The organism is Xanthomonas sp. GW (genome assembly GCF_014236815.1).
Taxonomy (GTDB): domain Bacteria; phylum Pseudomonadota; class Gammaproteobacteria; order Xanthomonadales; family Xanthomonadaceae; genus Xanthomonas_A.
In genome coordinates, this window is the sequence record NZ_CP051189.1 from 1,314,615 (window position 1) to 1,340,857 (window position 26,243).

The 26,243-nt window shown below is 69.9% G+C and carries 19 protein-coding genes; 10 read left to right on the forward strand and 9 right to left on the reverse strand.

The genetic code is table 11. From position 1 onward, the window contains the following. Window positions 1–9: 9 nt before the first annotated feature. Window positions 10–1,749, forward strand: coding sequence for a type IV-A pilus assembly ATPase PilB (pilB, locus tag HEP73_RS05565; RefSeq protein ID WP_185822433.1), 1,740 nt, complete (start codon window positions 10–12; stop codon window positions 1,747–1,749). Between the two features lie 155 nt (window positions 1,750–1,904). On the opposite strand, the gene HEP73_RS05570 is transcribed toward pilB, so the two are convergent. Together HEP73_RS05570 and HEP73_RS05575 are read right to left on the reverse strand one after the other, a co-directional pair. After that, complete coding sequence (locus tag HEP73_RS05570; RefSeq protein WP_185822434.1) at window positions 1,905–3,293, reverse strand: sigma-54-dependent transcriptional regulator; 1,389 nt, start codon at window positions 3,291–3,293, stop codon at window positions 1,905–1,907. A gap of 74 nt (window positions 3,294–3,367) precedes the next feature. Beyond that, on the reverse strand, window positions 3,368–4,981 hold the full coding sequence (locus tag HEP73_RS05575) for a sensor histidine kinase (RefSeq protein WP_185822435.1): 1,614 nt from the start codon (window positions 4,979–4,981) through the stop codon (window positions 3,368–3,370). A gap of 299 nt (window positions 4,982–5,280) precedes the next feature. On the opposite strand from HEP73_RS05575, the gene sucC reads away from it, so the two are divergent. The 4 genes from sucC to HEP73_RS05595 all read left to right on the forward strand — a co-directional run bounded on the left by sucC (window position 5,281) and on the right by HEP73_RS05595 (window position 12,256). Continuing rightward, window positions 5,281–6,444 carry an ADP-forming succinate--CoA ligase subunit beta gene (sucC, locus tag HEP73_RS05580; RefSeq protein WP_179566646.1) on the forward strand — a complete coding sequence of 388 codons (1,164 nt, stop codon included), beginning with the start codon at window positions 5,281–5,283 and terminating at the stop codon, window positions 6,442–6,444. A 173-nt stretch (window positions 6,445–6,617) separates the two neighbouring features. Continuing rightward, window positions 6,618–7,490: a succinate--CoA ligase subunit alpha gene (gene sucD / locus HEP73_RS05585; RefSeq protein ID WP_179566644.1), complete on the forward strand. Its 873-nt coding sequence runs from the start codon at window positions 6,618–6,620 to the stop codon at window positions 7,488–7,490. A 535-nt stretch (window positions 7,491–8,025) separates the two neighbouring features. Further along, on the forward strand, window positions 8,026–10,101 hold the full coding sequence (locus HEP73_RS05590; protein WP_255423681.1) for a pyrroloquinoline quinone-dependent dehydrogenase: 2,076 nt from the start codon (window positions 8,026–8,028) through the stop codon (window positions 10,099–10,101). 517 nt (window positions 10,102–10,618) lie between these two features. Next, on the forward strand, window positions 10,619–12,256 hold the full coding sequence (locus HEP73_RS05595) for an NAD+ synthase (protein WP_185822437.1): 1,638 nt from the start codon (window positions 10,619–10,621) through the stop codon (window positions 12,254–12,256). A gap of 158 nt (window positions 12,257–12,414) precedes the next feature. On the opposite strand, the gene egtD is transcribed toward HEP73_RS05595, so the two are convergent. Both egtD and egtB read right to left on the reverse strand, forming a co-directional pair. Then, entirely contained in the window at window positions 12,415–13,398 is a 984-nt protein-coding gene (gene egtD, locus HEP73_RS05600) for an L-histidine N(alpha)-methyltransferase (RefSeq protein ID WP_185822438.1), read from the reverse strand. Then, the gene (egtB, locus tag HEP73_RS05605; RefSeq protein ID WP_185822439.1) at window positions 13,395–14,684 is read right to left on the reverse strand and encodes an ergothioneine biosynthesis protein EgtB; all 1,290 of its coding nucleotides are present in this window, start codon (window positions 14,682–14,684) and stop codon (window positions 13,395–13,397) included. Before egtB ends, egtD begins: the two co-directional genes overlap by 4 nt. 154 nt (window positions 14,685–14,838) lie before the next feature. Here egtB and HEP73_RS05610 point away from each other — a divergent pair, with 154 nt between their 5' ends. Further along, complete coding sequence (locus HEP73_RS05610) at window positions 14,839–16,035, forward strand: aminotransferase class V-fold PLP-dependent enzyme (protein WP_185822440.1); 1,197 nt, start codon at window positions 14,839–14,841, stop codon at window positions 16,033–16,035. A gap of 517 nt (window positions 16,036–16,552) precedes the next feature. Here HEP73_RS05610 and HEP73_RS05615 read toward each other — a convergent pair. From HEP73_RS05615 to HEP73_RS05630, 4 genes are all read right to left on the reverse strand, one after another. After that, the gene (locus HEP73_RS05615) at window positions 16,553–18,040 is read right to left on the reverse strand and encodes an ABC transporter permease/substrate-binding protein (protein WP_185823312.1); all 1,488 of its coding nucleotides are present in this window, start codon (window positions 18,038–18,040) and stop codon (window positions 16,553–16,555) included. Between the two features lie 8 nt (window positions 18,041–18,048). Beyond that, window positions 18,049–18,786, reverse strand: coding sequence for an ATP-binding cassette domain-containing protein (locus HEP73_RS05620; RefSeq protein ID WP_185822441.1), 738 nt, complete (start codon window positions 18,784–18,786; stop codon window positions 18,049–18,051). Window positions 18,787–18,847: 61 nt separating this feature from the next. Beyond that, window positions 18,848–19,810, reverse strand: coding sequence for a hypothetical protein (locus HEP73_RS05625; RefSeq protein WP_458309655.1), 963 nt, complete (start codon window positions 19,808–19,810; stop codon window positions 18,848–18,850). Window positions 19,811–20,149: 339 nt separating this feature from the next. Further along, entirely contained in the window at window positions 20,150–21,028 is an 879-nt protein-coding gene (locus tag HEP73_RS05630; protein WP_185822442.1) for an outer membrane protein assembly factor BamD, read from the reverse strand. A gap of 115 nt (window positions 21,029–21,143) precedes the next feature. On the opposite strand from HEP73_RS05630, the gene rluD reads away from it, so the two are divergent. From rluD to HEP73_RS05650, 4 genes are all read left to right on the forward strand, one after another. Next, entirely contained in the window at window positions 21,144–22,151 is a 1,008-nt protein-coding gene (gene rluD / locus HEP73_RS05635) for a 23S rRNA pseudouridine(1911/1915/1917) synthase RluD (protein WP_185815520.1), read from the forward strand. Between the two features lie 241 nt (window positions 22,152–22,392). Next, entirely contained in the window at window positions 22,393–23,166 is a 774-nt protein-coding gene (gene pgeF / locus HEP73_RS05640; protein WP_185822443.1) for a peptidoglycan editing factor PgeF, read from the forward strand. After that, window positions 23,151–23,693: a DUF4166 domain-containing protein gene (locus tag HEP73_RS05645; protein WP_255423682.1), complete on the forward strand. Its 543-nt coding sequence runs from the start codon at window positions 23,151–23,153 to the stop codon at window positions 23,691–23,693. Before pgeF ends, HEP73_RS05645 begins: the two co-directional genes overlap by 16 nt. Further along, window positions 23,680–24,123, forward strand: coding sequence for a thiol-disulfide oxidoreductase DCC family protein (locus tag HEP73_RS05650; RefSeq protein WP_185822444.1), 444 nt, complete (start codon window positions 23,680–23,682; stop codon window positions 24,121–24,123). The genes HEP73_RS05645 and HEP73_RS05650 overlap by 14 nt, the downstream gene beginning before the upstream one ends. Before the next feature lie 71 nt (window positions 24,124–24,194). Here HEP73_RS05650 and HEP73_RS05655 read toward each other — a convergent pair whose 3' ends face one another. Further along, on the reverse strand, window positions 24,195–26,048 hold the full coding sequence (locus HEP73_RS05655; RefSeq protein ID WP_185822445.1) for a methyl-accepting chemotaxis protein: 1,854 nt from the start codon (window positions 26,046–26,048) through the stop codon (window positions 24,195–24,197). Window positions 26,049–26,243: the final 195 nt, after the last annotated feature.

Below are 26,243 nucleotides of genomic sequence, written 5' to 3' on the forward strand. Positions count from 1 at the left end.
GCTTTTCACATGAACGCAGCTGTCTCGGCCAACCTGGTCGGCATCACCGGCATCGCACGCCGCCTGGTCCAGGACGGCGCACTGGAAGAGACTGTCGCGCGGACCGCCATGGCGCATGCCGCCGAGGCCAAGATCCCGCTGCCGCAGTGGTTTTCCGAGAAGAAGCTGGTCACCGCAGCGCAGCTGGCGGCCGCCAATGCGGTCGAGTTCGGGATGCCGCTGCTGGACGTGTCGGTGTTCGATGCCAGCCAGAACGCGATGAAGCTGGTCAGCGAGGAGTTGCTGCAGAAGCATCAGGTGCTGCCGCTGTTCAAGCGCGGCAACCGGCTGTTCGTGGGGGTCAGCAATCCGACCCAGACCCGGGCGCTGGATGACATCAAGTTCCATACCAATCTGACGGTGGAGCCGATCCTGGTCGACGAGGACCAGATCCGGCGCACGCTGGAGCAGTGGCAGGCGAGCAACGATGCGATCGGCAACAGCTTGGGCGACGATGATGAGGGCATGGGCAACCTCGAGGTCGGTGCCGGCGACGAGGACATGGGCGGCGGCGGCGATACCGGCGTCGATGCCAAGGGCGATGACACGCCGGTGGTCAAGTTCGTGAACAAGATGCTGGTCGATGCGATCCGCCGCGGCGCCTCGGACATCCATTTCGAGCCGTACGAGGACGATTACCGGGTGCGCCTGCGCATCGATGGCCTGCTCAAGAGTGTGGCCAAGGCGCCGGTCAAGCTCAACCAGCGCATCGCGGCGCGGTTGAAGGTGATGTCGCAGTTGGACATCGCCGAGAAGCGCGTGCCGCAGGACGGGCGCATCAAGCTCAACCTGTCCAAGAGCAAGCAGATCGACTTCCGCGTCAGCACGTTGCCGACGCTGTTCGGCGAGAAGATCGTGCTGCGTATCCTCGACGGCAGCGCGGCCAAGCTGGGCATCGACAAGCTCGGCTACGAGCCGGAGCAGCAGAAGCTGTTCCTGGACGCGATCCACAAGCCGTACGGCATGGTGCTGGTGACCGGTCCGACCGGTTCGGGCAAGACGGTGTCGCTGTACACCGCGCTGGGCATCCTCAACGACGATACCCGCAACATCTCCACCGCCGAAGACCCGGTGGAAATCCGCCTGCCCGGGGTCAACCAGGTGCAGCAGAACAACAAGCGCGGCATGACCTTCGCCGTGGCGCTGCGCTCGTTCCTGCGCCAGGATCCGGACATCATCATGGTCGGCGAAATCCGCGACCTGGAAACCGCCGAGATCGCGATCAAGGCGGCGCAGACCGGCCACATGGTGCTGTCCACGCTGCACACCAACGATGCGCCGCAGACCATCGCGCGCCTGATGAACATGGGCATCGCGCCGTACAACATCACCAGCTCGGTGACGCTGGTGATCGCGCAGCGCCTGGCGCGGCGGCTGTGCAACAACTGCAAGCGGCTGGCCCCGTCCATGCCGGAGAACGCGCTGTTGAAGGAAGGCTTTACCGAGGCCGAAATCGCCGCCGGCATCCAGCTGTACGAGGCGGTGGGCTGCGACGAATGCACCGAGGGCTACAAGGGCCGCACCGGCATCTATCAGGTGATGCCGATGAACGACGAGATCGCGGCCATTGTGCTGCAGGGCGGCAACGCGATGGACATCGCCGATGCGGCGCAGAAGATCGGGGTCAAGGACCTGCGCCAGTCGGCGCTGATCAAGGCGCGCGCCGGCATCACCAGTCTGGCTGAGATCAATCGCGTTACCAAGGACTGAAAGGCCGGGATTCGGCATTCGGGATTGGGGATTCGTAAGAGTGGAGCCGCGGCTCCCCCATCCCCGATCTGGCTCCTACCAGGCCGAATTAGGAGAGGAATGGGACGCCGTTGCTTTTACGAATCCCCAATCCCGACTCCCCAATCCCAGCTCTCCTACTCCATCCCCAACTTCTTGAGCTTGTAGCGCAGCGCACGAAACGTGATGCCGAGCTGCGCCGCGGTGCGGGTCTTGTTCCAGCGGTTCTCTTCCAGCGCCTTCTGGATCGCGGCGCGCTCGAGCTGCTCGATGTAGGAGGGCAGGGCGGAGGAGGTCGGGTCGATGTCGACCACGCCGGGCGGCAGCGCGGGGGCGGCTTCGGCGGCGGCGCGGGCGCTGTTGCCGGGCTGCGGCAGGTGCAGGTCGGCGGCGCTGATCTGGTCGTCCTCGGCCATCGCCAGGGCGCGCTCGAGGATGTTCTCCAGTTCGCGCACGTTGCCAGGGAAGGCGTAGCGGTTCAGCGCGTCCAGCGCCGACGGCGACAGCAGCGGGGTGACCCGGCCATGGCTCTTGGCCAGCCGCGCCAGGATCGCCGCGGCCAGTTGCGGCAGGTCGCCGCCGCGGTCGCGCAGTGGCGGCACGCGCAATTCGATCACGTTGATGCGGTAGTACAGGTCGTGGCGGAAGCGGCCGTCGGCGACCAGGTCGGCCAGGTCCTTGTGCGTGGCCGACAGGATGCGCACGTCGGTCGGCACCTCGATCGAGGCACCGACCGGGCGCACCGACTTCTCCTGGATCGCGCGCAGCAGCTTGACCTGCATCGGCAACGGCAGCTCGGCGACTTCGTCCAGGAACAGGGTGCCGCCGTGCGCGGCCTGGAACAGGCCGGCCTGGTCGGCATGGGCGCCGGTGAAGCTGCCTTTCTTGTGGCCGAAGAACTCGCTTTCCATCAGTTCGGCCGGGATCGCGCCGCAGTTGACCGGCACGAATGGCCCGGCCGCGCGCGCGCCCTGCTCGTGGATGGTGCGCGCGACCAGCTCCTTGCCGACCCCGGACTCGCCGAGGATGTAGACCGGCGCCTGGCTGCGCGCGACCTTGGCGATGGTGGCGCGCAGCACGTCCATCGCCGCCGAGGCGCCGAGCAGGCGGCTGGCCTGTTCCGGCGGCGGCGCCGGCGGCGCGGCGCGTTCGCTGTTGTTGAGTTCCAGCGCGTGCCTGACCAGGCCGCGCAGCACGTGGATGTCCACCGGCTTGCTGACGAAGTCGAAGGCGCCGGCCTTCAGCGCTTCCACCGCCAGGTCCATGCTGCCGAAGGCGGTGATCATCGCCACCGGCGTGCGCGGGTAGTGGCGGGCGATCTCGCTGACCAGTTCGATGCCGTTGCCGTCGGGCAGGCGCATGTCGGTGATGCACAGGTCGTAGGGATTGCTGGCCAGCAGTTCGCGGGCTTCGGCGAGGTTGGCGGCGGTGCTGATGCGCAGCCCCATCCTGCCCAGGGTCAGCACCAGCAGCTCGCGGATGTCGCGCTCGTCGTCGACGACCAGGGCGCTTCGGGTTTCGTTCATGTGCGGAAAAGATAGCCCAGGTGCGGGGGGAGCGCCAAATTATCGACGCGGCAGGGTCTTCGGCGACGTGCGTCTCAGCCGGAGAGCATGGTGTGCGGACCAGGCAGGACTACGCGGAAGCAGGCGCCGCCGGCCGGCACCGGGACGTATTCCAGGCGCGCCTGGTTGGCCCGGCACAGTTCGCGGGCGATATACAGGCCCAGCCCGGTGCCGTGCTCGGAGGTGGTGAAGAACGGGCGGAACAGCTGCGCGGCGACCGACTCGGGAATGCCGGGGCCGCGGTCCATGACATCGACGATGGCGTTGCGTTCCTGCATCGCCACGCGCAGCCGCACCCGCGCCGGTTCCTCCATCACCCGCCCGTACTTGAGCGCGTTGTGCACCAGCGCGCTGAGGATCTGGTGCAGGTGCTTGGGATCGACCAGCGCGTGCACCGGCTGCGGGGCGAGGATCGCTTCCAGGCTGTCGGTCTCGATCGACAGGGTCTGCCGGTATTCCAGCACGAAGCGGCGCACGAACACGCCCAGGTCCAGGTTCTCCGGATTGGAGCGCTCGCGCCGGGCCAGCCCCAGCACGCTCTCGACGATGCCGTTGGTGCGCTGGCACTGCATGTGGATGATCTGCAGCAGGCGGCGATCGGCATCGCCGATCGCCGGCGACTCCTCGAGCAGCTGCGAGGCGTAGCTGATCGCGGCCAGCGGGTTGCGGATCTCGTGCGCCAGGCTGGCCGAGAAGCGGCCCAGCGCCGACAGGGTCAGCGATTCGGCGCGCCGCGACACCACGGTCGCATCGTCCAGGAACACCAGGGTCAGGTCGCCTTCCATCAGCAGCCGGGCGAAGCGCGGCTGCACCTCGGGCTGGTCCGGCGACAGCTGCAGCGGGGTCTCTTCCTGGTTCCAGCCGTTGCGCCAGCGCTGCAGCCGTTTGCCCAGCTCCGGCGCGGCGCTGAGCAGGTCCAGGCGGCCGCTGGCGCTGTTGCCGTCGGCGTCGCCGAGCAGGGCCGAGGCGGCCTCGTTGGCCAGGGTGACGCGGTTCTGCGCGTCCACCACCAGCACCCCGGTGCGCATGCGGCGGATGATCAACTCGTTGATTTCGTAGAGATTGGCCACTTCGGCGCCGCGCCGGTCGGCCAGCGTCTGGCTGCTGCGCGCGCGCTGCCCGATCTGGTAGCAGATGTAGGACACCGCCAGGTAGCTGGTGGCGAACATGGCCAGTTCGGCCAGGCTGCGGGTGCTCTCGCCGCCGTCCAGCGAGGTCCACAGGTATTCCAGCAGGGTCGCCGCGGCCGCGGTCAAGGCGACGCCGAAGCCGTAGCGCAGTGGCAGCAGCATTGCTGCGGCGGCGACATTGAACAGCAGCATCATCGCGATGCCGGCGCTGGCCGCCGGCAGCGCGTGCGCGGCCAGGGTGGCCGCGGCGATGTCCGCGGTCGCGCTGCAGAACACGATCGGGATCAGGTGGCGTTCGTTGCGGCCCCACAGCAGGAGCAGCAGCGCCACCAGCAGGTAGGCGCCGGCCAGCCCGACCGCGAGTTGCGGGAAGCGCGGCGCGCCGACCAGCACGCTCAACGGGCTGAACACCAGCGCGGCGATCAGTCCGGCCACCAGCACCCGGTACAGCGCGAAGAAATACAGCTCGCGGCGCGGGATGGATTCGATGCGGTCGATGAGCGAGGCGCTTGTGGGCAAGCCGGACTCCAGCCAGGCGACGGACGGCGCGAGTATAGGCGTCGCGCCGGGGAATGCGATGGCAGGGGCACGCCGGCCGCTGCCGCGGCATGGCCGGGGACGGGCTGCGCGGTACCGCCCCAGCCGCGTCGCGACGGCGCCTGGCCGGGTCCGCAGGGCCGTCCGCGGCGGCGCCCGGACCGGCGCTTTTGCGCCGCCGCCCAGGGTCGGCCACAATATGCGGCCCGTCCGTACCATTCCGGCCGCCCTTCCGGGCCCGGATCGCTGCGGGACGGTCGTTCCTCTTCCCACGGTGACGCATGAATTTCCACGAATACCAGGCGAAACAACTGTTTGCCGACTACGGCATCCCGGTCCCGGCCGGACGCGTCGCGTCCACGCCCGAAGAAGCCGTCGAAGCGGCCAATGCCTTGGGCAATGGCCCCTGGATGGTCAAGGCCCAGATCCACGCGGGCGGCCGCGGCAAGGCCGGCGGCGTGAAGTTCTGCAAGACCACCGACGACGTCAAGGCCGCTGCGGCCAAGATGCTCGGCACCTCGATGGAAACCTACCAGTCCGCTGGCGTGGCCCTGCCGATCAGCCTGGTGCTGGTCACCGAGGCCGGCGAGATCGCCAAGGAACTGTACCTGTCGGTGCTGGTGGACCGCGGCACCCAGTCGATCACCTATATCGCCTCGTCGGAAGGCGGCGTGGACATCGAGCAGGTTGCAGCCGAGACCCCCGAGAAGATCCAGACCCTCAACGTGAACTTCGTCGAAGGCCTGCAGCCCTACCAGGCGCGCGAGATCGGCTTCAAGCTCGGCCTCAACGCCAAGCAAGCCAACCAGCTGGCCAAGATCATGGGCGGCCTGTACACCCTGTTCAACGAAAAGGACCTGGCGCTGGTCGAACTGAACCCCCTGGCGATCCTGGACAGCGGCGACCTGTACGCGCTCGACGGCAAGGTCAACTCCGACGACAACGCCACCTTCCGCCACAAGGATCTGGCCGCCATGCGCGACAAGACCCAGGAAGACGAGGCCGAAGTGCGCGCCAGCGAGTACGACCTGAACTACGTGACCATGGACGGCAACATCGGCTGCATGGTCAACGGCGCCGGTCTGGCCATGGCCACCATGGACGTGATCGCGCTCAACGGCGGTTCGCCGGCCAACTTCCTGGATGTCGGCGGCGGCGCCACCAAGGAACGCGTGACCGAGGCGTTCAAGCTGATCCTGTCCTCGGACAAGGTCAAGGCGATCTTCGTCAACATCTTCGGCGGCATCGTCCGCTGCGACATGATCGCCGAGGGCATCATCGCCGCGGTCAAGGAAGTGGACGTCAAGGTGCCGGTGGTGGTGCGTCTGGAAGGCACCAACGTCGAGGCGGGCAAGAAGCTGCTGGCCGAATCCGGCCTGGCCATCACCCCGGCCGACGACATCAACGATGGCGCCAAGAAGGTCGTCGCAGCCGTCGCTGCCTGACGCATTCCTGGTTCGGGACGGAGCCATCTTGCCCCCTTGAGTCAAGGGGGCGGCAGCGCCGCGCAGCGGCGTTGCGGGGGTTGTGGAAGTACGCCTGAGCGGCGTTTCGCATCGCGAAATGCCGCATCGTTCCGAAGCCGACCAAATAGCAGAACTCTCAAGGACTCAAACGAATGTCTGTTTTGATCAACAAGAATACGAAGGTCATCGTGCAGGGCTTTACCGGCCAGCAGGGGACTTTCCACGCGACCCAGATGGTCGAGTACGGCACCCAGGTGGTCGGCGGCGTGACCCCGGGCAAGGGCGGCACCACCCACATCAACCTGCCGGTGTTCAACACCGTGCGTGAAGCGGTCGACGCCACCGGCGCCGATGCGTCGGTGATCTACGTGCCGCCGCCGTTCGCGGCCGATGCGATCCTGGAAGCGGCCTCGGCCGGCATCAAGGTCATCGTCTGCATCACCGAAGGCATCCCGGTGCTGGACATGCTGCGGGTCAAGAACGTGCTGAAGTCGCACCCGGACGTGACCCTGATCGGGCCGAACTGCCCCGGCGTGATCACCCCGGGCGAGTGCAAGATCGGCATCATGCCGGGCCACATCCACATGCCGGGCAAGATCGGCATCGTGTCGCGTTCGGGCACGCTGACCTATGAAGCCGTGAAGCAGACCACCGCTGCCGGCCTGGGCCAGTCCACCGTCATCGGCATCGGCGGCGACCCGATCAACGGCCTGAACTTCGTCGACTGCCTCAAGCTGTTCAACGAAGACCCGCAGACCCAGGGCATCATCATGGTCGGCGAGATCGGCGGCGACGCCGAGGAAGCCGGTGCCGAGTACATCAAGGCCCACGTCAAGAAGCCGGTCGTCGGTTTCATCGCCGGCGCCTCGGCCCCTCCGGGCAAGCGCATGGGCCACGCCGGTGCGATCGCCTCGGGCGGTTCGGGCACCGCTGCCGGCAAGTTCGCGGCGATGGAAGCCGCTGGCGTCAAGACCGTCCGCTCGCCGGGCGACCTGGGCGCGGCGATCGCTTCGCTGGTGAAGTAAGCGACACGGCGGTTGCGGCCTGCGGCGCTCAGGTGCCGCATGCTGCGACTGTTCGCTGGCGGCAATGCCGGTCAGCGTCGAACGGGGCCTCGCGAAAGCGGGGCCCTTTTTTTGTGCCGGCGTTTTTCGGTGGCGCAGCGTTTGGCGGAGAGTCGCTACTGCTTTCAGTTGGGCGGTGGTTCGCCTCCGTACCCTCACCCCAACCCCTCTCTCCCACGGGACTTCCTTCGGTCGCCGGGGGGAGAGGGGCTTGAGGCTGCAGACGCTGCGCGTGGTGTGCGGCGGCTGCACTTGGCGGCATGTGTCCGCTGGGCGCTGCGGCGCAGATCTTCGCCGCGTCGCTCCTCATGATTCGGCTGTCTGCGAGAGTGTGCGTCCCTGCCTGGCACCGGTCGTCCCTGAGGGACCGCCATTGGTCACTGCCGTGGCCGCCGCCGTCCCTTGGTCGCGGCGGGCGGAGGGGCGCTACGCATACTTGCCGCTCCTTCGAGCGATGACAGGAGCGGTACCGGTGGGCAGCAGATGGCGGGCAGCGATGTGTGGTGCGGGACTGGCGCTCGGCGTCGGCGGGATCTGCGCGGCGGCGCCGGGCGACTGGCCCAGCTATGCCGGCGCGCCCGGCGGCGGCCAGCATTCGCCGCTGACCCAGATCACCCCGGACAACGTGGGACGGCTGCGCATCGCCTGGTCGTTCCGCACCGGCGAACTCGGCGCGGGCCTGCCGGATCCGGAACGGCGCCGCTTCGAGGCCAACCCGCTGGTGCTGGGCGGGCGCATGTACCTGGTCACCGGCACCGGCATCGCCTTCGCGCTGGATGCGGCCAACGGCCGCGAACTGTGGTCGTTCGACGCCAAGGTGTCGCGCGGCAAGCACTACAGCGATCCGGCCTCGCGCGGGGTGAGTTTCTGGCGCGACACGCAGGCAGCGTCAGGGGCGTGCCGCGAGCGCATCGTGTTCGGCACCCTGGATGCGCGGCTGATCGCGCTGGACGCTGCCGACGGCCGGCCCTGCGCCGGGTTCGGCGCTGCCGGCACGATCGACCTGCATGCCGGGATCGACGTGCACGACAGGCCCAGCGATGACTGGGCCAACTATGCGGTGACCTCGCCGCCGGTGGTGGCGGACGATGTGCTGGTGGTGGGCAGCTCGATCGGCGACAACCGCGGGCATGCGCTGGAGCAGGGCGTGGTGCGCGGCTACGACGCGCGCAGCGGGCGCGAGTTGTGGCGCTGGGATCCGGTGCCGCGCGATCCGGCCGCCGCGGCCGCGGCCGGCTGGCAGCCGCAGCAGGCCGCCACGGTCGGTGGCGGCAACGCCTGGGCGCCGCTGGCGGTGGATCCGGCGCTGGGGCTGGTGTACGTGCCGACCGGCTCGGCCAGTCCCGATTACTACGGCGGCGAGCGGCTCGGCGACAACCGCGATGCGAATTCGCTGGTGGCGCTGGACCTGCACAGCGGGCGCCGGGTGTGGGCGCAGCAACTGGTGCATCACGACCTGTGGGACTACGACCTGGCCTCGCAGCCGGTACTGACGACGGTGCAGACCGCGCAGGGGCCGCGCGAGGCGGTGCTGCAGGCGACCAAGACCGGCTTCCTGTTCGCCTTCGACCGCCGCGACGGCAGCCCGGTGTTCCCGATCAGCGAAGTGCCGGTGCCGGCGACCGACGTGCCTGGCGAGCGCATCTCGCCGACCCAGCCGATGCCCGAGCCGGCGTTGCGCCTGGCCCGGCACACGCCGCTGACCGCCGCCGATGCCTGGGGGGCGACGCCGGGCGCGCGCCGCGAATGCGAGGCGCTGATCGCCGGGCTGCGTTCGGAAGGCCTGTTCACCCCGCCCAGCGTGCACGGCACGATCGCGCTGCCGGGCTGGGCCGGCGGGGTGAACTGGGGCGGCATCGCGGTGGACCCGCAGCGCCAGCTGGCGATCATGCCGGTGTCGGACCTGCCGATGCAGGTGGCGCTGATCCCGCGCGAACGTTTCAGCGAGGCCGATCACGCGCGGCATCCCGACCAGCAGTTCAACGACATGCAAGGCACGCCGTACTACATGCGCCGCGGCATGCTGGCCTCGTCGCGCGGCATTCCCTGCGTCAAGCCGCCGTGGGGGCGACTGGTGGCGGTGGACCTGCGCACCCGCAAGATCGCCTGGGAACGCCCGCTCGGCACGCTGGAAGAGCGGTTGCCGTGGCTGCCGCTGGACGTGGGCACGCCGCTGCTCGGCGGCGCGGTGACCACCGCCAGCGGGCTGACCTTCATCGCCGCGGCTGCCGACTCGCGCCTGCGCGCGCTCGACAGCGCCAGCGGCAAGACCCTGTGGGACGTCAAGCTGCCGGCCGGCGGCCAGGCCACGCCCTCGGTCTATGCGGTCGGCGGCAAGCAGTACGTGGTGATCGCCGCCGGCGGACGCGAGGGCATGGGGACGCTGGGCGACTACGTGGTCGCCTATACGCTCGACGGTGAGGGCAAGGAGGTGGTGTTCCAGCACGGCGTGGCGGCGCGCATGGCGACCCTGGGCATCGCAGCGCTGGCGCTGCTCGCGGGCGTGGTGGCGCTATGGCGGCGCTGGCGTCGGCGGCGCCGTGTGCGGGCTGGTAGTCGTGGCAACGGATGAAGCGATGCGCGCCGTGCGGCTCCTTGTAGGAGCGGCTTCAGCCGCGACGCGGAGCCTGCAGTAGCTGGCTTAGGAAATCTTTCGGGACTGAAGTCCCTCCTACAGTGCACTCAGCGAGCAGTCGTCATGCCCCTCCTTGTAGGAGCGGCTTCAGCCGCGACGTGGGGTCCGTCCGCGAGCGGCTTGGGAATATGTCGGGACTGAAGTCCCTCCTACAGTGCACCCAGTGGGCACTAGGCGTGCAGCTCCTTGTGGGAGCGGCTTCAGTCGCAACGCGGAGTCTGTCAGCGATTGGCTTCGGAGCCAGTCGGGACTGAAGGCCCTCCCACAGTGCACCCATCCGGCGAAGGGCACGGCGTGAGGTGGGCGAGCCGGATCGTCGGCCTCAGTGCGGCGCTACACTGCGCATTGCCGTCGTGCGCATGTGTCGGCTCCGCTGCTGCTGGCGCCGCGCCGTCGGCGGCTGGCATCGGCGCGACCGCCGCGCTTTCCCCCTCCCGCTTCTGCAAGGTTGTCCATGTCTTCTTCCCTTCGCATCGCCATGGCCCAGTTCGATTTTCCGGTCGGCGCCGTGGCCCAGAACACCGATCGCATCATCGCGATGATCGACGAGGCCCGCGACGAGTACGGCGCCGACATCGTGCTGTTCCCGGAACTGGCGGTCAGCGGCTATCCGCCGGAAGACCTGCTGCTGCGGCCCGGCTTCCTCGCCGACTGCGAACTGGCGGTGCAGCGCATCGCGGTGCGCGTGCACGGCATCGTGGCGGTGGTCGGCTGGCCGCAGAGCGCCGGCAGCGTGGTCTACAACGCGGCCAGCGTGCTGCGCGGCGGGCAGATCGAAACTACCTACCGCAAGCGCGAACTGCCCAACTACGCGGTGTTCGACGAGCGCCGCTATTTCGATGTCGATCCGGACGGCGGCAGCTGCGTGTTCGAGGTCAAGGGCACCCAGGTCGGCCTGGTGATCTGCGAGGACCTGTGGTTCCCCGAGCCGCTGGCCGATACCGCACGCCACGGCGCCGAACTGGTGCTGGTGCCCAACGCCTCGCCCTACGAGCGCGGCAAGCATGCGCAGCGCGATGCGCTGCTGGCCGAGCGCACCCGCGAGACCGGCGTGGCGCTGGCCTATCTCAACGTCGTCGGCGGCCAGGATGCGCTGGTGTTCGACGGCGCCTCGGTGGTCGCCGACGGCGACGGCAGCGTGCATCCGGCCGCGGCGGCGTTCACCGACCAATGGCTGGTGGTGGACTACGCGACGCAGACGCGTGCGTTCACCCCCTTGCGCTGGATCGACGACGGCGACGAGAGCATGGATGCGCTGGCCTGGCGCGCGGTGGTACGCGGGCTGCGCGACTACTGCGACAAGAACCGGTTTTCCAAGGTGTGGCTGGGCCTGTCCGGCGGCATCGATTCGGCGCTGGTGCTGGCGATGGCGGTGGACGCGCTGGGCGCGGACAACGTCACCGCGGTGCGGCTGCCGTCGCGCTACACGGCGGACATGTCCAACGACCTGGCCGACGAGCAATGCCGCGCGCTGGGGGTGAAGCTCGAGACGGTGGCGATCGAGCCGGCGTTCGAGGGCCTGCTGCAGGCGCTGGGTCCGTTGTTCGCAGGCACCCAGCCCGACGTCACCGAAGAGAACCTGCAGTCGCGCAGCCGCGGCGTGATCCTGATGGCGCTGGCCAACAAGTTCGGCGGGCTGCTGCTGACCACCGGCAACAAGAGCGAGTACGCGGTCGGCTACGCCACTATCTATGGCGACATGTGCGGGGGCTATGCGCCGCTGAAGGACCTGTACAAGACCGAGGTGTTCGGGCTGGCGAAATGGCGCAACACGGTCGGCGGCGCGCCGGTGATTCCGCCGGCGGTGATCGCGCGGCCGCCGTCGGCGGAACTGCGCGCCAACCAGACCGACCAGGATTCGCTGCCGCCGTACGACGTGCTCGACGGCATCCTGTATCGCTACGTCGACCAGGAGGAATCGCGCGACGAGATCGTCGCCGCCGGCTACGCCGCCGAGGTGGTCGATCACGTGGTGCGGCTGGTGCGCATCACCGAATGGAAGCGGCACCAGGCCGCGCCGGGTCCGAAGGTGTCGCGCCGCGCGTTCGGGCGTGAACGGCGTTATCCGATCACCAATGGGTATCAGGCGTAGGCGAGGGAGGACGTCGCGGCCTCGCGGCGCTGCGTCGCAGTTCCCAGGATGGATGGGTGTGGGTCGCGGCTGAAGCCGCTCCTACAGGAGCCGGCCACGGCAGCATCCGCATCTGGGATTCGCCGCTCCGAGTCCCGAGTCCCGAGTCCCGGCTTTAATCACACCGCCTGCAACAACCGCAACCCGAACGCATCGTCCTGCGCGTTCCAGCCGTGGCTGACGCGCAGGCCGGCGGCCGCGGCCATTTCGCCGAAGCTCTGGTCGCTGTACTTGTGGCTGTATTCGACCTGCATCGCTTCGCCGGCGGCGAAGTCGAAGCGGTGTCCGGCCACGTGCACCTGTTGCGCGCGCTGGCTGACCAGGAAGGTCTCGATGCGCTGGCGCTCGCGCGCATACACCGCGCGGTGGCGGAACTGCACCAGGTCGAAATCGCTGCCGATCTCGCGGTTGAGGCGGCGCAGCAGATTCAAGGTGAATTCGGCGGTGACGCCGGCCGCGTCGTTGTAGGCCGCTTCCAACACTGCAGGATCCTTGTCCAGATCGATGCCGATCAGCGCGCAGCCGTCGTGGTGCATGGTCTCGCGCATCGAGCGCAGCAGCTGGATGCCATCGTCGCGGGTGAAGTTGCCCAGCGTGGAGCCGGGGAAGAACACCAGGGTGCGGCGCGCGCTGCGCTGCGGCGCCGGCAGCGCCACCGGCGCGGTGAAGTCGGCGCAGACCGGTAGCATCTGGATGCGCGGGAAGCGCTCGGCCAAGCGCGCGGTGCTGGACATCAGCATGTCGCGCGAGATTTCGATCGGGGTGTAGGCCACCGGCTCGCGCAGGCCTTCCAGCAGCAATTCGGTCTTGCGCCCGCTGCCGCTGCCCAGTTCCACCACGTGCGCACCGCTGCCCACCGCCTGCGCGATCGACGGCATCCGAGCTTCCAGCAGGGCCAGTTCGGTGCGGGTCAGGTAGTACTCGGGCTGGCGGGTGATCGCTTCGAACAGGCGCGAGCCTTCGGCGTCGTAGAAATATTTGGACGGCAATTGCTTGGGGCTGCGCGACAGGCCGGCGATCGCGTCGGCGGCGATGTCGTCCGGTTGCGGATGCAGGTCGGTGAGTGCGGCTTCGGTCAATGCGCGGGCGGTCGCAGCGTTCATACGGGATCCTTGGCCAGGCGTACGCCGGCGAATTGCCAGCGCGCATCGGAGGGAAAGAAGTTGCGGTAGCTGGCGCGGATGTGGTCGTGCGGCGTCGCGCAGCTGCCGCCACGCAACACCCACTGCGCGTTCATGAATTTGCCGTTGTATTCGCCCAGCGCGCCCGACCACGGGCGGAAGCCGGGGTAGGCCAGATAGGCGCTGCCGGTCCATTCCCAGACATCGCCGAACAACTGCTGCAGGCCGGCCTCGCCCTGCGCGGCGGACTGCGGATGCAGCGCGTCGGCATCGACGAAATTGCCGTCGATGGCCACGCCGGTGGCGGCCTGTTCCCATTCGGCTTCGGTCGGCAGCCGGGCGCCGGCCCAGCGCGCGTAGGCGTCGGCTTCGAACAGGCTGATGTGGCAGACCGGCGCATGCGGATCGCGCTCGCGCCAGCCGCCCAGGGTGAACTCGCGCACGCCGTCGGCATGCCAGTACAGCGGCCGCTGCCAGTCCTCGGCGTTGCGCCGCGCCCAGCCATCGCTGAGCCACAGGGCGACGTTGCGGTAGCCGCCGTCGTCGATGAACTGCGCGTACTCGGCGTTGCTCACCGGACGGCTGGCCAGCGCGTGCGCCGGCACCAGCACGCGGTGCCGCGGCGATTCGTTGTCGTAGGCGAAGGCCGCGTGCGCCGGCCAGCCGGGCGCGCCGATCTCGCACAGCTGTTCGTCGCGCTGGATCCAGCGCAAGGTTCGCGCCGGCGCCTGCGCCATGGCCAGGTCGTGGCGATAGGCCGGGGCCAGCGGGTTGCTCCAGAACGCGTGCTTGATGTCGGTCAGCAGCAGCTCCTGATGCTGCTGCTCGTGGTGCAGGCCCAGTTCCAGCACCTGCAGCGTCTGCGCCGACAGGTCGCCGGCCTGCAGCCGCGCCAGCACCCGTGCCTCGACCTCGGCGCGGTAGTCGCGCACCTGCGCCATGGACGGGCGCGACAGCACGCCGCGGCGCGGCCGCGCATGCATCGGGCCGACGCTCTGGTAGTAGCTGTTGAACAGGTAGTCCCACTGCGGATCGATCGCGCGGTAGCCGGCGTCTGCAGCCAGCACGAAGCGTTCGAAGAACCAGGTGGTATGCGCCAGATGCCATTTCGCCGGACTGGCGTCGTCCATGCTCTGCACCATCGCGTCTTCCTCGCTCAGCGGCGCGGCGAGCAGGCCGGTGCGCTGGCGCACGCTGCGGAAACGCGTCGCCAGCGGCACGCTGGACGCTGCGGGCGAGGGGGATGCCGCCGGGGAGGTCGCTTGCATCGGGCAAGCTTAGGGGAAGACCGTGAACATGCCGTCATGCGTGGTGGAACGTCGCGTTACGCTAGCGCCTGTTCATGCGATGGGAGCCTTCCTCTCCCGATCGCGCCAACCGGCCCGACCGCACATGTCCACGCCAGACCCATCCCACGCATTCATGCCCGCATCCGTGGCCGGCGCCGCCGTGCCGGCCGGCTTGCTCGACCTCGCCGAGGCGGCGCAGGCCTTCGTCCTTCCCGACGGGGTGCGCTACCTGGATACCGCCAGCAAGGGTCCGCGGCTTGCCAGCGTGCTTGCCGCCGGACAGGCGGCGCTGGCCGATTCGGTCGCGCCGTGGACGCTGTCGTTCGACGCCTGGCGCGCACAGATCGAGACCCTGCGCGGCCTGGCCGCCGCCACGCTGTTTGAAGGCGACGTCGACGGCGTGGCGATGCTGCCCTCGGCCGCTTACGGCCTTGCTACCGCGGCGCGGCAATTGCCGTTGGCGGCCGGCGAGGCGGTGTTGCTGCTCGACGGCCAGTTCCCGTCGAACCTGTTGCTGTGGCAGCAGCGCTGCGCCGAGACCGGGGCGCACCTGGCGGTGGTGCGGCGCGGGCCGCAACAGGACTGGACCGAAGCTGTGCTGGCGGCCTTGGACGCGGAGCCGCGGGTGCGCATCGCGAGCCTGCCCAATGCCTACTGGCGCGATGGCGCGCTGCTGGACCTGGACCGCATCGCCGCGTGCGTGCGTGCGGCGGGCGCGGCGCTGGTACTGGATTTGAGCCAGAGCCTGGGCGTGCTGCCGGCGCGGCTGGCGGCGTGGCGGCCGGATTTCGTGGTGGCGGTCGGGCACAAGTGGCTGCTCGGGCCGATGGGGCTCGCCTGGTTATGGGCCGCGCCGCATTGGCGCGCGCACGGCGTGCCGATCGAACACCATTGGCAGGCCCGCGATCCCGGCGCCGACTGGAATTTCCCGGTCGAGGCGCCGCCGCCGTTCCGCACCGGCGCGCGCCGCTTCGACGCCGGCGGCGTGGCCGAGCCGTTGCGGCTGGCGATGGCCACTGCGGCGCTGCAGCAGCTGCAGCACTGGCAGCCGGCGCGGATCGTGGCGCGGCTGGGCGCACTCGGTGCGGCGTTCGAGGATGAGCTGCAGGCGCTGGGTGCCGGCGATTGGACCGTGCCCGGGCATGCGCCGCACCTTGGCGCGCTGCGCCCGCCTGCAGCGGCGATGCAGGGATTGCTGCCGTGGCTGCAGCGCGCGCAGGTGATCTGCACGCATCGCCACGGTGCGTTGCGCATCGCGCCCTACCTGCAGCTGACGCCGGAGGCGATGCGTGGGCTGGCGCGCGAGATGGTCGCTGCGGCGCGCGGGTGAGCGGTGGCTTGATCGTTTCTGGAAGAACTTGCGGCCAGCCTGCTGGGTGCACTGTAGGAGGGGCTTCAGCCCCGACAGATAGCCGAAACCACGCGAGTTCCGACTTCGCTCGTCGCGACTGAAGTCGCTCCCACAGGGGCTTGCGGTGGGCTTGCTGGGGTGCACTGTGGGGCAGGTTTTTCAGCCCCTACAATGACCGGCCTGGGCAGGTCTGTCACTTCGTTCGTCGCGGCTGAAGCCGCTCCTACAGGGACTGCGGTGCCTGATGATGCACTTGTAGGAGGGGCTTCAGCCCCGACAGATAGCCAAAACCACACGGGTTCCAACTTCGTTCGTTGCGGCTGAAGCCGCTCCTACAGGAACTTGCGACTAGTCGGGTGGGTGCACTGTGGGAGGGACTTCAGTCCCGACGGGTGCCGAAGCCGATCGCTGGCCGGCGCCGCGGTGCGATAGATGGCCGAACGCAGGATTACTTTCGCTGCCGCGCCGATGAGCGGCGCCTGGACGCGCCGGGGCCTCAACGCCGCGCCGCCAGGCGCAGGCCGCGCGGGGTCAGCCAGCGCTCCAGGCCCTCGAACAGCGCCTGCACCAGCAGCGCCAGCGCCGCCGCAGGCACCGCGCCTTCCAGGATCAGGCCGATGTCGTCCAGGCGGATGCCGGTGAGGATTGGCTGGCCGTAGCCGCCGGCACCGATCAGCGCGCCCAAGGTGGCGGTGCCGACGTTGATCACCGCTGCGGTCTTGATCCCGGCCAGGATGGTGCGCAAGGCCAGCGGCAACTCGATCCGCCACAGCCGCGTGCCTGGCGGCAGGCCGATCGCTGCGGCGGTCTCGCGCAGGTCGCGGGCGATACCGGTCAGGCCGGCATGGGTGTTGCGCACGATCGGCAGCAGGCTGTACAGGAACAGCGCGGCGATCGCCGGCTTGGCGCCGATGCCGAACAGCGGGATCATGAACACGAACACCGCCAGCGACGGCAGCGTCTGCAATACCCCGGTCAGCGACAGCACGACCTGGCCGAGCCGCGGCCGATAGGCGGCGAGGATGCCCAGCGGCAGCGCCACCAGCAGGGCCAGGCCCAGCGACAGGCCGACCAGCGCCAGGTGTTCGCGGGTGCGTTGCAGCAGGCGCGTCAGCCTGGTGTCCTGCGCCGGCGCGGCGATGCCCAGCCAGTGCGCGGCGATCGCGCTTTCGGCACGCTTGTCCAGCTTCGCCTCGGCATTGAGCCGTTGCATCGTCGCCGCGTCGATGCGTCCGCCCAGGCCCTGCAGCGCCTGCACGAAGTGCGGCGCGCGCTGCGTCAGGTCGCTGCGGTACAGGAACACCGCGGCGTAGCGCGGAAAGTAGCGGCGGTCGTCCTGCAGCACCAGCAGGTCGTGCGCCGGGATCTCGGCGTCGGTGCTGTACAGGTCGGTGATGTCGATCGCGCCGCTGTCCAGCGCGCGGTAGGCCAGGTCGTGGTCCAACCCGGTCGGCGTCTGCGGCAACCGGTAGGCATCGCGCACCCCGGGCCAGCCGTCGGCACGCGACACGAACTCGTTGCTGAGCCCGAGCTTCAGCGACGGATGCGCGGCCAGGTCGGAGATGCGGGCGATGCCCAGCGCCTGCGCGCGCTGCCGGCGCATGCCGAACGCGTAGGTGTTGTCGAAGCCCAGCGGCGCGCTCATCGCCAGGCCGCGCTGGGCCAGGGCGCGGCGCAGCGCGGCATCGTCGGCATCGGGCAGTTGCAGCAGTTCGGTGGCCAGGGTGCCGGTGTATTCGGCATAGGCGTCGATCGAGCCCTGCTCCAGCGCGCGCCACAGGATGCGGGTGCCGCCGAGCTGGCGCCGGTGTTCGACCTCCACCCCGGCCTGGCGTCCGGCGCCGGCGGCGATCTCGCCGAGCACCACCGCCTCGGTGAAGTTCTTCGAGCCGACCACCACCTTCTCCGGCGCTGCCGCAGCGCTGCCGGCGAGCAGGGCGAGCGCGGCCGCGAGCACGAGCAGTGCCGCCGCGCGGCGCCGCACCGACGCCGTCACCGCGCATCCTCCAGCGTGCGCTGCGCGTGCAGGAACTGGCCGACGAACGGTTCGGCGGGCGCATCCAGCAGCTCGCGCACGCTGCCTTCCTGGACGACGCGGCCGTTGCGCATCAGCACCAGGGTGTCGCCCAGGTAGGCGGCCTCGGCGACGTCATGGGTCACCAGCACCACGGTCTTGCCGAGCAGCGCGAACAGCTCGCGCATCTGCGTCTGCAGTTCGTGGCGCACGATCGGGTCGAGCGCACCCAACGGTTCGTCCAGCAGCAGCACCGGCGGGTCCAGCAGCAGCGCGCGGATCAGGCCGACGCGTTGGCGCTGGCCGCCGGACAGTTCGGCCGGATAACGCGCCAGCAGCGCGTCCGGCAGGCGGCACAGCGCGGCCAGCTCGTGCAGCCGCGCGTCGATCCGCGGCCGCGCCCAGCCCAGGGTCTGCGCAAGCAGGGCGGCGTTGTCGCGCGCGCTCAGGTGCGGGAACAGCCCGCCTTCCTGGATCACGTAGCCGATCCGGCGGCGCTGCGCCAACAGGGTGTCCCGGCGCAGCGGTTCGCCCTGGAAGCGCACCTCGCCGGCGTCCGGCCATTCCAGCCCGAGCAGCATGCGCAACACGCTGGACTTGCCGGCGCCGCTGGGCCCGATCAGCGCGGTGGTGCGGCCCGGGGCGATGCGCAGATCGACCCGGTCCAGCGCAAGTGCGTCGCCGTAGCGGCGGGTGACCCGATGCAGTTCGAACATGCGCCCAAGCATAGCCGGGCTGCGGCGCATGGCGCGCGAAGGCAGCGCGCGGCTGGCGCGCTCAATCGGCGAATTCGGTCAGCAGCTGCAACGTCGGCTTCGGCCGCGCCAGGTCGTACATCAGCCCGAAGTGGCTTTCCACGCCCTGCAGGTTGGTCTGGTCGAGCAGTTCGTAGAGATTGATCTCGGCGACCACGTCGGCGTAGTCGCTCTGCAGCGTGCGCACGATCTGCGCCACGCTGTCGTAGCAGGCGCCGTCGCCGGCATGGCCGCCGTCGCTGTTGCCGGTGTAGACCTCGGCGCAGTTGACCTCGTTGAAGAACACCTTGCCGCCGTACTTCTGCGCCGCGCCGCGCATCTGCCCCAGATACAGGTCCATCCAGTAACCGCGATCGTGGTGGAACGGGTAGTAGTGGAAGCTGATGTGGTCGAAATCGAAACCCGAGGCCTTGGCCATGTCCAGGAACCACAGCGAGCCGCGGCGGTCGCCGGGGCAGCGCGCGTTGGCGGAATGGTCGTCGCTGTTGCAGGCGGTGATGTTGATGGTGAATTCCAGGCCGGCGCCGTGTTCGTCCGAGGCCTGTTTCATGCCGCGGTACATCGCGGTCATCGCATCGATGCGCGCCTGCGCACCGTCGCGGCTGTAGTCCTGCTCGTTGCCGATCTCCCACAGTTTGATGTCGGCGGCGTAGCGCCGCGCCAGTTGGTAACCGATCTCGCGCGACATCGGGTACACCATCGGCCGCAAGGCGATGCGGTACTGGCGCGACAGCGCCACCAGCCGGTCGAGCACGGCGAAGTTGCGCGGATCCACGTCGAAGCGGTAGCTGCGCAGATTGCGCCGGTCGAGCAACTGGAACACCGCCTCGGCCTGGCTCAGCGGATAGGCGGGGCGGTCGTCGTGGCCATTGACCCCGAACACGATGGCCGGCGCGGCGGCGCTGCGCTCGGCGGCGCCGGCGGGCAGGGCGCCGGCGGCGAGTGCGAGTAACAGGAGCAGCAGTGGGGCGGACAAGCGGGGCATGGCGCGTCTCCTGGCAGGGCCGGCGAGCGCTGTGGCGACGGGCGGTGCCGTGGGGACACAGCGGCGGCGGGTGGGTCGGTCGAGCCTAGCAAGCGGCGGTTGCGCTCGGCGCGCAGCGGCTGGGCGCTGCACCACAGATCGCGCCACTGGTGCCGGCCAGCGTCAGTGGCCGGGGGGCGCATGTCCAGGGCGCTGTCGCTGGCGGCTGCCCGGACAGCCGCGGTCCTGCGTGGACGCCGGCGGCCGGCGCTCGGTGCGCACGGCTGCGTCGGCAATGCCTTGGGCACCAACGAAAAAGGGGCCTCGCGGCCCCTTTTTCATTACAACCGGCAGCGTGGCTCAGTTGGCCATCTGCGAGTTGGACTGCCCGGTGGAGGCGGACTTCTCGCCGGCGAACGGGTTCAGCTTGCGGATCATCCACGGGTACTTCGGCCAGTGGCCGGTCAGCCACGGATGCTTGGGATCGTTGAGTTCCAGCACCCGGCGCGCGTCGTCGGCCAGCGGCTTGTTGCCCAGGTGGGTATAGGCGTCGGCCAGCACCGCCACCGCGTCGTACTGGTAGGCGCTCTGCGGGTAGGTTTCCAGCAGGTAGGTGGCGCGGCCGGCGGCCGACACCCAGGCGTTGCGGCGCAGGTAGTACAGCGCGTTGTCCAGCTCGTGCTGGGCGAACACGTTGCGCAGCGCGATCATGCGCTGGCGCGCGTCGGCGGCGTAGCGGCTGTTCGGATAGCGCTCGGCGACGATGTTGAAGTCGGCGTAGGCCTGCTGCGGCGTGGACAGGTCGCGGCGGCTCGGGTCCAGCGACCACACCCGGCGCAGGAACACCGTGTCGCGGTTGGAGTTGGACAACCCGCGCAGGTAGTACATGTAGGAGATGTTGCGGTGGGTCGGATAGGTGCGGATGAAGCGGTCGATGCTGGACACCGCGTCGTCGTGCTTGCCGGCCTTGTACTGCGCGTAGGCGGACTCGATCATCGCCTGTTCGGTGTACTGGCCGTAGGGGTACTGCGCGATCAGGCGCTTGAAGCTGCCCTCGGCGCCGGCCCAGTTGCCGGTCTGCATCTGCGTGTGTGCCTTCTGGTACAGCTGCTCCGCCGGCATCCCTTCTTCGGGATTCTTGTTCTTCTGGCGGTGGCAACCCGTTGCCACGACGACCATGACCAGCATCAGGGCGATGAAACGGACGTGCGCGGAGAGCGGGACGGAGCGTCGGATCATGGGTTCGGGCAGGACACGTCAGGAATACGAAGGGGCGATGATAGCCTAGTGGCCTGTCCGGCGACTGACTATGGCCGCCGCGACCCTCCCTTTCCGACGTAGCCGTGCCCTTTTCATGCCCAATACCCTCCCGGACACCCCTGAGGACGCCGTCTCCGACGGCCCGCGCCAGGCGCGCGTGCCCGACCACGCCGCCGGCCGCCGCTTCGACGCGGTACTGGCCGAGCTGTTTCCCGAATTCTCGCGTTCGCGCCTGGCCGAATGGATCAAGTCCGGCGACGCGCTGCTGGACGGGGCCCAGGCGCGACCGCGCGACGCCCTGCGCGGCGGCGAGATCGCCAGCCTGCATGCGGTGCTGGAAACCCAGACCCATGCGTTGCCGGAGGACATCCCGCTGGAGGTGCTGTACGAGGACGACCAGGTCATCGTGCTGAACAAGCCGGCCGGGCTGGTCGTGCATCCGGGTGCCGGCAACCCCAGCGGCACCCTGGTCAACGCCCTGCTGTACTTCGATCCGTCGCTGGCGTCGCTGCCGCGCGCAGGCATCGTGCACCGCCTGGACAAGGACACCAGCGGCGCCATGGTGGTGGCGCGGACCCTGCCGGCGCACACCTCGCTGGTGGCGCAGCTGTCGGCGCGCGACGTGCACCGCCAGTACCTGGCGGTGGTGGCCGGGCCGCTGGTCTCCGGCGGCACCGCCAATGCACCGATCGACCGCCATCCGCGCGACCGCCTGCGCATGGCGGTGCGCGAGGACGGCCGCGACGCGGTCACCCATTACCGGCTGCGCGAGCGCTTCCGCGCGCATACCGCGCTGGAATGCCGCCTGGAGACCGGGCGCACCCACCAGATCCGCGTGCACATGGCGCATCTGAAGCACCCGATCATCGGCGATCCGCTGTACGGCGGCCCGCTGAAGCTGCCCAAGGGCGCGACCGAGGAGCTGATCGCCGAGTTGCGCGGTTTCAAGCGCCAGGCGCTGCATGCCGAGACGCTGGAGTTCAAGCACCCCACCCATGGCGAGCCGGTGCGTGCCACGGCCGCGGTGCCGGCCGACCTGCTGCGGCTGCTGGCCGCGCTGCGCGTCGATTCGCGGCTGGCCGCCGAGCAGGCGCGGCGCTGAGCATGGCGCCGGCGGGCGAGGGCAGGCCTGGCGCCTCGCAGCCATTCCCGGGCGGACCTGCCTGGGAATGGGCGACACGATTTGGCTCGCCGGTGCAGGCGGCGCGGACGCGCAGCCTGCGTAGTGGTTTCCGATACGCCCGCGCGGCGGTAGTCGCAGCGCTGGCGGTCGCAGTCGGCAGCGCGACGCTGCGCCTGATCGCGGTGTTTGCCGGCGCTGCCCCACCGTGGTCCGCACGCGCATGAGCGACTTCGCCCTCGCCGCCGACTGGCCGGCATCGCCGCGGGTGCATGCGCTGACCACACTGCGCAGCGGCGCCGGGGCGTCGTCGTCGCCGTTCGACCGGTTCAACCTGGGCAACCGCAGCGCGGCCGACGGCGACGATCCGGCCACGGTGCAGCGCAACCGCGACGAACTCGCCGCGCGCCTGGCGCTGCCGTCGCCGCCGCACTGGCTGCGGCAGGTGCACGGGGTGCAGGTGCTGCGCTTCGAGCGGCCGCCCGCCGCGGCCGGCATCGACGCCGAGCCGACCGCCGACGCCGCGGTCACCGCGGTACCCGGGGTGGTGCTGGCGATCCTGACCGCCGATTGCCTGCCGGTGACCTTCGCCGCCCGCGACGGCAGCGAAGTCGGCGCCGCGCATGCCGGCTGGCAGGGCCTGGCCGGCGGCGTGCTGGAAGCCACCGTCGCCGCCCTGCGCACGCCGCCGACGCACCTGCAGGCCTGGCTGGGCCCGGCCGCCGGGCCGCAGGCGTACGAGATCGGCGAGAACGTGCGCGATGCCTTCCTCGGCCACGATCCGGCCGCGGCCAGCGCCTTCGTCGCCACCCGCCCCGGACACTGGCGGGTGGACCTGTATGCGCTGGCGCGGCAGCGCCTGGCCGCCGCTGGGATCGACCCGGCGCAGGTGCACGGCGGCGGCCTGTGCACGATTTCCGACCCGCAGCGCTTCTTTTCCTATCGGCGCGACCGCCGCAGCGGGCGCATGGCGACGCTGGCGTGGATCGCGCACTGAGTACGCCGCTGTTCGCGCAACTGCTGGGGCCGGCGTTCGCGCGGCTGCCGCCGGCGCTGCGCACGTTGCATTCGGTGCCGCAGCGGCAGCGCTACCGCGGGCAGGCCGAAGTGCGCCGCGGCCGGCATCCGTTGCTGCCGCTGTGCGCGTGGCTGGCGCGCCTGCCGCCGGCCAGCGCCACGCTGCCGATCGAGGTGACCTTCAGCGCCGACGCGCAGGGCGAGCGCTGGCAGCGCCGTTTCGGCACGCACGCCATGCCGTCGCGGCTGTGGCTGCAGGACGGCCGGCTGCGCGAGCGCTTGGGCGCGGTCGAATTCGAATTCGCGCTGCGCGTGGACGGGGCCGCGATCGTCTGGAGCGCCGCGCGCGCCTGGGCGTTCGGCGTGTTGCCGCTGCCGCGGCGCTGGCTGGCCGGCGTGCATTGCCGCGAAAGCGAGCGCGACGGCCGCTATGCGTTTCTGGTGGAGGTGGCGCTGCCGTGGATCGGTCCATTCATCCGTTACGAGGGCTGGCTTGAACCGGCCTGACCCCGCGCGCGGCGCAGTGCCCGCGGCGGGCGCCGACAGCGCGATCGTGGTGTTCGACGGGGTATGCCTGCTGTGCAGCCGCTGGGTGCGTTTCCTGCTGCGCTTCGACCGCCGCGGCCGCTACCGGTTCGCGTCGATCCAATCGGCCAGCGGCCGCGCATTGCTGGTCGGCAACGGGCTGGATCCGGACGACCCGCTGTCGTTCCTGCTGCTGACGCCGCAGCGTGCGTTGACCGATTCGGACGCGGCGATCGGCGTGATCGCCGGCCTCGGCGGCGCATGGCGCGTCGCGGCGGTGTTGCTTCTGTTGCCGCGACGCTGGCGCGATGCCGGCTATCGGGTGCTGGCGCGCAACCGCTACCGCTGGTTCGGCACTTCGACGCAGTGTTTCCTGCCCGATCCGCAGCAGCGCTCGCGCTTTCTGGAGTGAGCGGCGTGCGGCCGCTGCGGGTCTAGCTGCGCGACGTCGCGTCTGGACCCGCTTGCCGCATACGCCCCAGCTCAGCGAGCGCCGCGCAGCAGCGGGGTGACCTTGCCTCCACCCGGCTGCGCGCGGCTGGACTCGATCCGGAACACCGCCACCGCGTTGGCCAGGCCGCCGGCCTGTTCTTCCATGCTGCGCGCCGCGGCGGTGGCTTCTTCCACCAACGCGGCATTGCGCTGGGTCACTTCGTCCAGCTGCATCACCGTGCGGTTGACCTGCTCGATGCCGCTGGATTGTTCGGCGCTGGCGGCGCTGATCTCGCCGATCAGCCCGGTCACGCGCTGCACCGAGCCGACGATCTCGTGCATGGTGGCGCCGGCGCGGTTCACCAGCCCCGAGCCCAGCGTCACCTTGTTCGTGGAGTCCTCGATCAGGTGCTTGATCTCCTTGGCCGCATCCGCCGAGCGCTGCGCCAGCGAGCGCACTTCCGAGGCGACCACGGCGAAACCGCGGCCCTGCTCGCCGGCGCGCGCGGCCTCGACCGCGGCGTTGAGCGCGAGGATGTTGGTCTGGAACGCGATCCCGTCGATGACGCTGATGATCTCGCCGATGCGCCGCGACGAGGTGCTGATCGCGCTCATCGTGGCGACGACCTCGTCCATCACCTTGCCGCCGGACTGGGCGATCTCGCCGGTGCCGTGCACCAAGCCGTTGGCCTGCTGCGCGTTGTCGGCGTTCTGCTTCACCGCCGAGGTCAGTTCCTCCATCGAACTGGCGGCTTCCTCCAGGCTGGCCGCCTGCTGCTCGGTGCGGTCGGACAGGTCGGTGTTGCCGGCGGCGATTTCCATCGCCGCGCGGCGGATCGCCTCGACCGCGCCCTGGATGCCGACGATGATCTCGGTCAGCTTGGCCACGGTGCGGTTGGTGTCCTCGCGCAGCCGCGCGAACACGCCCTGCGCGTCGCCGTCGACGCGATGGGTGAGGTCGCCTTCGGCCAGCGCCGCCAGCGCACTGGCCAGCGCCGCCAGGTTGCTCTCCACCGAATCGGAGATGCGGTTGACGCCTTCGGCCAGCGATTTGAGCACGCCGTCCATCGACGCGGTATCCAGGCGGCGGCTGAAATCGCCATGCGCAGCGGCGTCGATCACCGCGGTCAGCGCCTGCTCGGCGTTGACCTGCGCGGTCACTTCCTCCCACTGCGCGATGGTGCCCAGGCGCACGCCGTCGGCGCCGGTGATCGGGCTGTAGACGAAGTCGATCTGGCGGCCGAAGAACGGCGCGCGCACGCGCTTGGAACCGGTCAGCGCGCGCATGCGGTCGATCGCGGCCTGGCTGTCCGGATAGATGTCGCCGATGCTGCCGCCGACGAACTGCTCGGCGCTGAATTCGGGGCGGAAGCTCTGCACGTCGGGCTCGATCGCGCGCAGCATCTGCAGCAGCTTGCGGTTGGCGAAATGCACGCGGCCGTCGTCGTCGGCGATGCGGACCATGGTGTCCAGGTCGTCCAGCGCCTGGAGCACGAAGCGGCCGCGGCGCAGTTCTGCCTCGGTCTCGGCCTGGCGTGCGGCCAGCCGCGCCTGCGCCGTCTGCACTGCGCGCAGCAGCGCGGCGTCGGCGGCGTCGCCGGGATCGAGGCGTTGCTCGAAGCGGCCTTCGCCCAGTGCCTGGACTGCCTGCAGCGCGCGCTGCGACGGCGCCGCGCGCCGCGTGCCGGCCCAGGATAGCGCCGCCACCAGCAGCGCCGCGGCGGCCAGCGCCGGCGCCAGCCGCGCCAGCGCCGGCCCGTTCGGCCCGAGTTGGCGGCCGAGGTGCAACGCGTACAACGCCATCGCCAACAGGCCCAGCGCATAGGCCAGGGCGAACAGCAAGGCGCGTGGGGGCAGGCGCGAGCCGCCGATCGGGCGAGGGGATGCGACGTCTGGCAAGGTCATGGTGGCTACCGGCTGGAGAGATCGGCGCAATTCGTGCGCGTCGAAAAATAGATGAATGTGCCTTCCAGTATCGGCCGGCAGGATCGCTGGCTTGACCGCGGTAAAGACCGCTCGTCGGAAATATCGCGCCTGAATAGGCGAGATAGGTCGCTGAAAACACTGTATTTTTTGCTGCAGTGCAATAGATTGCCCGGC